Here is a 6770-nt window from a genome sequence, read left to right as displayed (position 1 = left end):
GAGCCCTTTTCTTAACAAAAAGTGAACCAACGACCTACTGTAAGATGGTTGCGTGAGCCCTTTTCTTAACAAAAAGTGAACCAACGACCTATAGTAAAATGGTTGCGGGAGCCCTTTTCTTAACAAAAAGTGAACCAACGACCTATAGTAAAATGGTTGCGGGAGCCGGATTCGAACCAACGACCTTCGGGTTATGAGCCCGACGAGCTACCAGACTGCTCCATCCCGCGACATACTAAACAATTGATATAGTTTAGATTTTATCTTTTAGTACTGAAGAAATTATATGAAAAAATTAATATGAATGGTTGCGGGAGCAGGATTCGAACCTACGACCTTCGGGTTATGAGCCCGACGAGCTACCAGACTGCTCCATCCCGCGACAAATTAACTTTCTTTACATCACTAACAACTTCATTTGATTAGTTTTGGCTGGAGCCCTTTTCTTAATTAAAAAGTGAACCAACGACCATTTTTTTAATATGGTTGCGGGAGCCGGATTCGAACCAACGACCTTCGGGTTATGAGCCCGACGAGCTACCAGACTGCTCCATCCCGCGACTAATCATCGTTAACAACAAACTCAATGTCTGCTGGCTAAGCTAATTTGCTCAACCCTTGCCAACGAGGTGCGTATTATAGGTAGATTTAACTGAGAGTCAAGCACTGCAAGAGAACTAGATCGGATTAGTTGAAAAAAAATCTTTCTGCCTCATTATCTTACCTATACCAAACAGACTCAGCCTCTTATTAGATATAGAGAAGCTTAAATACTTGTATCCTACGCTACCGCAAGGTAAAAGGTAGCCATCCAATATTTTCGACCAATAGGTTAGGAGCCAAATATGCCCAGCAATATTGAAGCCATTCTTAAAAAATCAGCAATTCCCTCTGAAGCCGACGCCCTACCCGGCAGAAGCACACCTTTAACAATCTCAGGGATACACGCTGTCAACAACGAACCTTTTGTCCGCGATGAAAATCCCAATGAAACCGAAATCATTCTAGGAATGGGTTGTTTCTGGGGGGCCGAACGCAAGTTATGGAATACTCCTGGCGTTGTAGTCACATCTGTAGGTTATGCAGGCGGCTTTACACCCAATCCAACCTACGAAGAAGTGTGCTCAGGACAAACAGGTCACAGTGAAGTAGTTCAAGTTGTGATTGATACCTCTGTCATCTCGCTAGAAGGCGTGCTTAAGGTTTTCTGGGAAAACCATGATCCAACCCAAGGTATGCGCCAAGGCAACGACATAGGCAGCCAATATCGCTCTGTTATCTTTACAACCAATGATAAAGATATGGCAATCGTGGAAGCTAGCAAAGCGGCGTTTCAAAAAGAGCTACTCGGCGCAGGCCACGGCATGATCACTACCGAGATTGAACCACTCGATACCTACTACTTCGCTGAGGAATATCACCAACAGTATCTTCATAAAAATCCGAACGGTTACTGCGGACTAGCTGGAACTGGCGTGAGCTGCCCTATCGGCTTAGGCGTGTAGTTTTTAGTTAACGGGGAGATCACTCTCTAAACTGAACAAGTTACAGAAACGAAAAGGCCGAATCGCAAAACGATTCGGCCTTTTTAGTGGTCTCTATGTCAGGGCAAGATTAGCCATCAATATTGATGTTGTACTCTTGATCGTTGTAGATGACTTTGATGGAGTCAGCTGTTGAAGCCGAGTCTAAATTCACAATAGCACCATGCCCACTACCATCACTAACAGTTAACGAACTACTACTATCTTTAGATACATGATCTTTCAGGAACGACGCTATAGCATCTTCAGAGGCATCTTCCCCAGGTTTACCTTCGGCACCAGATAAAAGATCGGTCAAGTCAAGAGCATCATCATTTGCATTAAAGTCAGTGATGGTATCTTTAGAATCATGATCAAGAATGAACAAGTCTCGACCAGCACCGCCAGTTAATTGATCATTGCCCGCACCACCAATTAGAACGTCGTTACCTTCGCCACCGATTAGAGTATCGTTACCTTCAGCACCAAACAACACATCATTACCAATGTTACCAAGCAATGTATCTTCGTCAGCAGTTCCTACGATGTAATCATCACCTGCAGTACCAAGAATACTCTCGTCATCAGATGTTCCAAGCAGATCATCGTTTACACCATCTGTATTAATAGATGCAGTTAGCTCGAAATCATTAATGTCTGAATCACTTTTACTTACAACCGTTAAGTTATCGATGCTTGTCTCGCCATCAGCAACAGAAACGGTATAAGTTCCATCATCATTTGCATCGAGGTCGACACCATTCTGTTGCAATTTAGCGCCTTCCGGAACACCGAAGATGATAGCGCTGGTAGCGTTTTCTCCGTCTGCCAAGTTGTCAATATCAACCGAAACCGAGTAAGCGTGTGTAGAGACAAACACACTGCCATCACCTATTACCGTTCCATCTTTGAACTTGATATTTTCAAAGTTAGCAACATCATATTTGATATTGTCTTTGTTATTACTCCAATCTTGAACTGTATAGCTCTGCAGCCAAATAGAGTCATTTCCAGATCCCCCAGTAATATAACCAAACACACTACCACCAACTACAGCAATATCATCCCACGAACCGAGATTGATAGATCCATAGACGTTTCCGCCAATAATGACAGTATCGTTCCCACTGCCCGCATCGATATGTCCGTTCATGTCTTGACCGACAGCAAGGAAATCATTACCGCTATCTAGATGAACAGTACTGTTCTTTTGGCCTAATAATGTATTAGCAGAAGTGATACTCCCCTGGATAAGTACGGTGTCATCACCTACTCCAGTTGAAATATGACCTTCCGTATAGTAGGTCCAACCATAACTAGACGAGAGGTGACCTATATCCCCTCCAACAGTAATGATGTCATTCCCATCATTGGTTTGAAGAGAAGCATAAACATCATTTTGCACAAATACTTGATCGCTATTTGAACCAAAATTGATCCAATCATTATACTTGCTCAAGTTATAAGTTGGGTTTACTGGGCTTAATTGCAACGAAGCTGAAATGTCTGTCACAAACCCTGTAGACGTGTCATACGTATCTTTTGAAATATCCGTTACAGTTACACTTACGGTCGCTTGATCAGCCATGACGCCATTCACCTGAAGTGTGGCAGTCGCCGTATCCGTTCCACCCTTACCATCTGAAACGGTATATTCAAAAGAAGCCGCTCCTGTAAAACCAGATGTAGGCGTGAATACCACTTTTCCATCAGCATTTATGTATACATAACCGTTTTGGGCGTTTGACACCGACGTGATAACTAAAGAATCGCCTTCAGGATCTGTATCATTAGATGTTAAATCACTAGGCTCAATGACAAGCTGGCTATTCTCTTGTCCAGCTAACTCGTCATCTGCCGCTTCTGGCGCACCATTGATCACTATGGTGGCACTATCAGAGCCATCCACTGTATCGCTCGCACCCGGATCATTCGCTGTAGCGGTAGCGATCACTTCTAGCTCACCATTAAAGTCATCAGGCACAGAAAGTATTAATCCTTTGACCGTCACAACACCAGTATCGGGGTCAACCTGAACTTTATTTGAGAAGCCACCACTGTCTAACGACACCTTCCAAGTAGTAACACCATTTTCTGTTGCTATCTTCTCTGCGCCAGATAATGAGATGCCTTCTGGAGTCGAAACCATTAGCTCAGTAATGTTTTCAGAATGATCTGTATCTGTCGGAGTAGCCGTAATATCAACCGTATAATTAGTTACCGCTGACTCATAAGAAACGCTGTGCAACAAATAGTCACTTGTATTAACTCGGCCGCCGTGGTCTGGTGTAGAGAACTCAATTGCCAATATAGATTTGCCAGCAGGTGCGTTTACCGTTATAGGAGCACCAATTCCGTCATATCCCCCCTCATCAGAATTACCATCCACCGTATCTGTTTGAGAAGTCCCATCACTGTATTTCACAGTATAAACCGCCGTCTCGTCATTCTTATTTAGCCACGCTAATTCAAATGTTGCAGATGATGCTGGTTTATCAAGCTCTACTACCAATTTCTCTTGTTTGCCAATTTCTGAGTCAGCGCCGTTACTCGCCTTCCCAGTAACACCAAAACCAGTAGGGGAACCAGAATCCTTAATGGAAATATCGACAATGTTACTTGCAGTGTCATAAGCAGCAACAGTAAAACCTGCCGGATTCCCTATCGTATCTTCTGCTCCCTGTAACACATTGGACAAGTCGACACTATACAACGTCGTTGTCGTCGTCGGCTCCAATGTCAACTCAACGGTTGGTCCATCGGTAACAGCTGTTACATTGATAGTGGCCGTACCTGTAGCAGAAGCAGCTCCACTGTTATCAACGGCAGCGTATTCAAATGTAGCTGGAGAAGCCCCATTATTGTCACTCCAGTCAGCGTCAGGTACAAAAGTCAAATTTGCATTTCCATCAGTTGCAGAAATCACGGCTCCTGCATCTGTGATTTCGACACCATCAACAAATAACGTACCGTGAGCAGGCAAACTTTGAATAACAAAGCTAGCCACAGAACCATCAACATCAGATGCAGACAGTGTCACTTCAATACCTGTGCTGTCTTCATCGCCTTGGCCTTTCCCTGACGTCATACTAATTACAGGTACATCATTAACCGACTCGACAGTCACTTTGACTTCTGCGGTATCTACACCACCGTTGCCATCGGCAATTTCATAACGGATAGTCGCTTCACCGTAAAAATTTTCTGCTGGCGTAAACTGTAATTTACCATCAACAATAGCAACCGTGCCTTCCTCTTCAGATACTGTTGCCTCTTTGATAGTCAAAGTATCGTCATCAACATCACTGTCGTTCGCCAACACATCAATGGTAACAACTGTGTCTTCATTTGTTGTCGATGTATCGCTATTTGCAACAGGACCATCGTTCACAGCATCAACGGTTACAATCACTTCTGCTGTATCCTTAGCGCCATCACTGCCACTAACCTCATAGCTAATAGTAGCTTCACCATTAAAGTCTTCAGCCGGCGTAAATTGTAATTTGCCATCCACAATCGCAACCGTACCTTGTTCTGGTGATACAGTCGCTGCCGTAACCGTCAACTTATCATCACTTATACTGCTGTCATTACTTAATACATCAATTGTAATAGCGGCACTGTCTTCCGTTGTGCTAGCGGTATCATCTTCAGCATGAGGAGCAAATAAAGCTTCTTTAGAGTAAACAACACCATCAAAGGAGAATGACTCGAAGTCGATAAAGGTATTGGTGTCACCTTGATCATCAACAATAATCACATTGCCATTTTCATCTAAGATAATAGATTGCATATCTGAAAGCGCAGATGAGAATACCGCTTTGTCATGACCAGCTCCGCCATCCACAGTAAGAGAATCTGAACTATCGTCTGCATCAACAGTTATTGTGTCGTTGCCGCTACCTAGTAACACAAAATCATCACCAGTTTCTGAGTTAACAGTAGTCCAATCTCCATGCCAGTAATGAACAATATTAGAATCACCACTGACATTGCCTGCAGCATCAGTTTGGGTAACTTTAAAGAATTCATTATCATTCACTTGTGAGTTAGAAATGTCAGACACGTCTAGCGACCAAGTACCATCACCAGACACTGTCGTTGTAATACTAGTTAATTCTGTATACTCACCAGTTTGAGTATCATTACCTGCCGTTGTAGAGCCTGCAATAACCCACAAAGTAATCAATGCACCCACTTCACCAGTACCATGCAAGGTTACCTTCGAATAATCTGAATTTTCAGAATCATCAGTCACACTTGTAATCACAGGAGGAGCGACAGAAATATCCGCCTCTGCAGCGGTCTTACTCACTTCATTTGATTTGTTACCCGCCGCATCCGACAAAGTTGCTGTCACTTCCGCACCTGGAGCCACTTCGATCGCAACACCATTACTGATGTCATCTGCGTCTAACGTGATCGTTGTTTGCACTCCATCAACACTGTAAGTTAGCTTATCGTTTACTTCAGAGCCTGTAACCGAAATAGTCGCCGTCACAGTACCATCTTCACCAACCTCAGCAGCATTATAAATATTGTCACCACCAGTACTTTCGAAAGAAATAGATGGCGTCGCAATATTAAGATCAACTGTATATTCAGAAGAACCTTTAGACTCAACTTTATTACCAGCTGCATCATCGGAAGTAACAACCACATCAAATCCAGTGCCAGCAGCCAAATCAGAACCCGAAACGTCAACACTCCAAGTACCATCCTCGCCCACAGTTGTTGTGTAGGTGTTGGTACCAATAGTCATGGTTACTTCATCACCTTTAGTGATGTCGCCGCCTGTAGCCTTACCGGTCACCGTAACTGTTCCTGCCGCCTCTGTAGCGTTAATCACGTCATCAGAGGTAATTGGATCAATAGTTACAGAGTTCACTTTGACAGTAGCCGTAGAAGTATCTATGCCACCTTTGCCATCAGTAATTGAATAATTAATAATCGCTGAACCACTAAAGCCTTCGGCTGGCGTAAATACCAGCTCATTATTAACAATAGTTACAGTGCCTTGAGATGGATTAGATACAGAAGCATCGATGATAGTTAAAGAGTTACCCTCTGCATCAGTATCATTGGCTAAAGCATCAATCGTGATAGACCCACTGTTAGTAGACGTACTCACTAAATCGGCAGTGGCAATAGGCGCATCATTCGTACCCGTCACGGTAATCGTTAAGGTCGTTGTGTCGGTCGCATTTTGGTCGTCGGTCACGGTCACTGGGATTTCAAGAACCAGTT

The 6770-nt window shown here is 43.5% G+C and carries 2 protein-coding genes and 3 tRNA genes; 1 reads left to right on the top strand and 4 read right to left on the bottom strand.

Annotated features, from left to right (window positions below; genetic code table 11):
* Nucleotides 1-153: 153 nt before the first annotated feature.
* The 3 genes from AC2A4J_RS20170 to AC2A4J_RS20160 all read right to left on the bottom strand — a co-directional run bounded on the left by AC2A4J_RS20170 (nt 154) and on the right by AC2A4J_RS20160 (nt 560).
* A tRNA-Met gene (locus AC2A4J_RS20170) sits at nt 154-230 on the bottom strand.
* Between the two features lie 75 nt (nt 231-305).
* Nucleotides 306-382: transfer RNA gene (locus tag AC2A4J_RS20165), tRNA-Met, on the bottom strand.
* A gap of 101 nt (nt 383-483) precedes the next feature.
* A tRNA-Met gene (locus AC2A4J_RS20160) sits at nt 484-560 on the bottom strand.
* Nucleotides 561-845: 285 nt separating this feature from the next.
* On the opposite strand from AC2A4J_RS20160, the gene msrA reads away from it, so the two are divergent.
* Nucleotides 846-1505, top strand: a complete 660-nt coding sequence (gene msrA, locus AC2A4J_RS20155; protein WP_484177287.1) for a peptide-methionine (S)-S-oxide reductase MsrA — start codon at nt 846-848, stop codon at nt 1503-1505.
* Nucleotides 1506-1614: 109 nt separating this feature from the next.
* On the opposite strand, the gene AC2A4J_RS20150 is transcribed toward msrA, so the two are convergent.
* Nucleotides 1615-6750 (bottom strand): cadherin-like domain-containing protein, encoded by a 5136-nt coding sequence (locus tag AC2A4J_RS20150; RefSeq protein ID WP_484177286.1) that lies wholly within the window; start codon nt 6748-6750, stop codon nt 1615-1617.
* Between the last annotated feature and the right edge of the window lie 20 nt (nt 6751-6770).

The sequence above is a fragment of the Marinomonas sp. ATLA20 genome (assembly GCF_057180105.1).
The sequence above is the reverse complement of the archived record's forward strand: the minus strand, read 5'-3'. Positions and strand labels throughout refer to the sequence as shown.